This window comes from uncultured Anaerococcus sp. (assembly GCF_937934665.1).
GTDB lineage: Bacteria > Bacillota > Clostridia > Tissierellales > Peptoniphilaceae > Anaerococcus.
The window spans coordinates 1-3,519 of sequence record NZ_CALGYW010000154.1 but is presented as its reverse complement, the minus strand read 5'-3'; the positions used below and the strand labels follow the sequence as shown (position 1 = coordinate 3,519).

General features: G+C 36.5%; 4 protein-coding genes. All 4 read left to right on the top strand.

Annotated elements, in window-relative coordinates; translation table 11 throughout:
* The coding region (locus tag Q0410_RS07755; RefSeq protein ID WP_299035254.1) for a GntR family transcriptional regulator at nt 1-315 on the top strand (315 nt) is incomplete at its 5' end.
* On the top strand, nt 308-1,174 hold the full coding sequence (locus tag Q0410_RS07750) for an ABC transporter ATP-binding protein (protein WP_299035251.1): 867 nt from the start codon (nt 308-310) through the stop codon (nt 1,172-1,174). The genes Q0410_RS07755 and Q0410_RS07750, both read left to right, overlap by 8 nt.
* On the top strand, nt 1,155-1,787 hold the full coding sequence (locus Q0410_RS07745; protein WP_299035248.1) for an ABC-2 transporter permease: 633 nt from the start codon (nt 1,155-1,157) through the stop codon (nt 1,785-1,787). The genes Q0410_RS07750 and Q0410_RS07745 overlap by 20 nt, the downstream gene beginning before the upstream one ends.
* Before the next feature lie 174 nt (nt 1,788-1,961).
* A complete protein-coding gene (locus tag Q0410_RS07740; protein ID WP_299035245.1) occupies nt 1,962-3,488 on the top strand; it encodes an AbgT family transporter in 1,527 nt (508 codons plus the stop codon).
* The last annotated feature ends 31 nt before the right edge of the window (nt 3,489-3,519 follow it).

Genomic DNA, 3,519 nt, shown 5'->3' with positions numbered 1-3,519 from the left:
AGAGATGCAATCTTAGATGACAAGCTAGATATAGATAAGCCCCTGCCTTCTATAAGGTTTCTTGCCAAGGAGCTGAGGGTGAGCGTGATTACTACCAAGAGGGCCTATGACGAACTCGAAAAGGATGGCCTAATTAATTCCGTTCCGGGCAAGGGCAATTTTATAAAAAGCCAAGACCCGAAAATGGTCAAGGAAAAACTTTTGATCAAAATCGAAGACCATCTTAGGGAAATCATCAAGCTTGCGAGGCTTGGCGATATTTCAAAAGAAGAAATCTTGGCCCTAGTTGATGTATTGGAGGATACTGATGACTGATGCAATAAAAATAAAAAACCTAAGCAAATCTTTCGGAAATTTTAGGCTGGGGCCTCTTGATTTAGGGGTCAAAAAGGGAACTATAACAGGTTTTATCGGTGAAAATGGGGCAGGAAAGTCTACCACTATCAAACTTATCCTGGATGTAATCGCTAGAGACAGTGGAGGGATAGAAATTTTTGGCAAGGATATAAAAGACCTTCCTTTTGACGAAAAATATAAGGTCGGTTTTGTCTATGATGACCTATATTTACCAGGATCTATGAAGATAGATGAGATAGAAAAGTTTCACTCTTTGCTTTATAAGAACCACTGGGAGAAGGGAACTTTTTATGAATTTATTGATAATTTCGACCTGCCAATCGATATTCCAATAAATACTTTTTCTAGGGGGATGAAGATGAAATTGGGTCTTGCCCTTGCCATGAGCCATGGGCCAGAAATCCTAATCCTAGATGAGCCTACAAGCGGTCTTGATCCAGTCGTGAGGGATGATTTTCTGGATATCCTCCTAGAGTTTATCCAAGATGAGGACCACACAGTTTTGATTTCTTCCCATATTTTATCAGACCTTGAAAAAATTGCAGACTACATTGCCTTTATCCACAAGGGTGAGCTTATTTTTAACGAAGAAAAAGACGGTTTAAGCGAAAAATATGGCCTGGTTTCTCTAGGAGATGAGGAATTTCAAAGCCTAGATAAATCTGCCTTGGTAGGTGTGAGAAAACATCAATTTGGCAGGGAGTGTTTGGTAAGAAGAGAAAAAATGCCAGCAAATCTTGACATAGAAAGACCATCTATCGAAGATATCATGGTCTATATGATAAAGGAGGCCTACAATGAAAGCCTTGATATATAAGGACTTAGTAGCTGTTAAAAAATACTTTATATTGATTACTTTAGCTATCTTAGCTATGATTTTCTATAGTTTTAAAGAAGGACAAATTTTAATAATAATGGGGCTTTTCATCCTGATTCCGATAGCGCTGACTAGTACTTTTTTTGATGTAGACCTAAAATCAAACATTAACCAATATTTGATAGGACTTGGGATTGATAGGAAAAGGATAGTAATATCAAGATATGCAATTACTTGGATATTTGGAATATTTGCCACGCTAATAGTACTAATATTTAATATTAAATACCCAGATAGTAAAGAGATTTTCAACTTGCCTCTTATCCTATCCTTGACACTTTTTTTAACAAATTTTGTATGCCTAATCCAATTGCCCTTTATGTATAAATATGGCTCGCAAAAATCAAGGATGGTCTTCACCTTAATTTACTTTTTGATATTTTTAGGAGTAAATCAAATATGGAAGAACAATCAAATTGCAATTGATTTTATAAACAAGGTATCAAATTTTAATTTAAACTTTCTTAGTATTATAATTGTGGGAATTACAGTTTTGCTAAATGTGGTTTCTCTAAAACTTTCTATCCATTTCTATAAAAATAAAGACTTTTGATATTATAAAAGTTAGAGCAGAAGTAACTTCTGCTTTTTTATGTAAAAATTTGTAAAAAGTGAGCAAGGATTATCTAAAATGTGCAATTTCTCGAAAATAACGTATATTAAAAAGGTGTTAATTTTTTTAGTTTATACTTAAGAAAAGTTACAAAATATTATTTAAGGAGGACTTATGTCTAAGAATAAAAAATCGGGAGGTATCCTGGCTTCGATTGAAAGAGTCGGAAATAGCTTACCTCACCCTGCCATAATCTTTGTCATAATGATAGCAATCCTTGCTGTCATTGCGCAAATATGTGCATCAGCAGGCGTATCAGTATCATACTATGACGCTAAGGCAGAAGCAGATAGTACAATCGAAGCGATTGGACTTTTAAATGCTGAAGGCATCCGCTACATGTTTTCATCTCTTGTTGATAACTTCACATCTTTTGCACCTCTAGGTGTAGTTTTAGTTGCTATGCTTGGTGTAGGAGTGGCTGAAGATGCTGGATTTTTTGATGCTGGCCTTAAGAAGATGCTTTCAAATGTATCACCAACTATCCTAACAGCAGCAGTTGTATTTACAGGAATTGTGTCAAATATTGCATCTGACGCAGGCTATGTAGTAGTAGTACCACTTGGAGCTATGATCTTTGCCGCAGCAGGCAAACACCCAATAGCAGGTCTTGCAGCAGCCTTTGCTGGTGTATCTGGTGGATTTTCTGCCAACTTAATATTTGGACCGACAGATGTGCTTTTAGGTGGAATTACCAATGAAGCCCTAAGAGCTTCTAATATTGATTACACAGTAAATGCTCCAGGTAACTGGTATTTCCTAATGGTATCTACCTTTATTTTGACAATAGTAGCAACACTTGTTACAGAAAAGGTCGTTATACCAAACCTAGGCGAATACAAGGGAGCTTATGTACACGAAGATAAGCCGCTTACAGACCTTGAGAAAAAGGGACTTAAAAATGCCATGATCGGATTTTTAGTTTTTGCTGTAGTAATGGCAATCCTCATGGTACCAGAAAATGCGATTTTAAGAGAAGCAAATGCTGATGGAAAGATGACCCTAGAATCCTTTATGGGCAAGGGCCTAATAGCTGCCATCCTATTTATGTTCCTAATACCAGGCTATATCTTTGGTAGAACAACAGGTAAGTTTAAGGACTCAAGAGACCTAATTGGAGCTATGACTAAGTCTATGGAATCAATGAGTGGATTTTTGGTATTAGCCTTCTTCGCAGCCCAATTCGTTGCGTTTTTCGCCTATACCAACCTTGGAACAATCCTATCTGTAAAGGGAGCAGAGTTTTTAGAATCGATAAGATTAACAGGAATACCTTTAGTAATCCTATTTATCATCCTATCAGCTTTTATTAACTTATTTATAGGATCAGCCTCAGCTAAATGGGCTATCATGGCACCAATCTTTGTGCCAATGTTTATGAATATGGGTCTTTCCCCTGAACTAAGCCAAATGGCCTACAGGATAGCAGACTCATCAACAAACATTATAAGCCCGCTAATGAACTATTTTGCAATGATAGTAATCTTCATGCAAAAATACGACAAAGACAGAGGACTAGGAACATTAATCTCAACAATGCTACCTTATTCAATAGCATTCTTAATCTTCTGGACCCTACTACTTGTAGTGTGGATGATATTTAAAATTCCACTAGGACCAGGAGTGGCACTATTTGTTTAAAATCTATCCGAGATAATGGTAGTAAAAACTT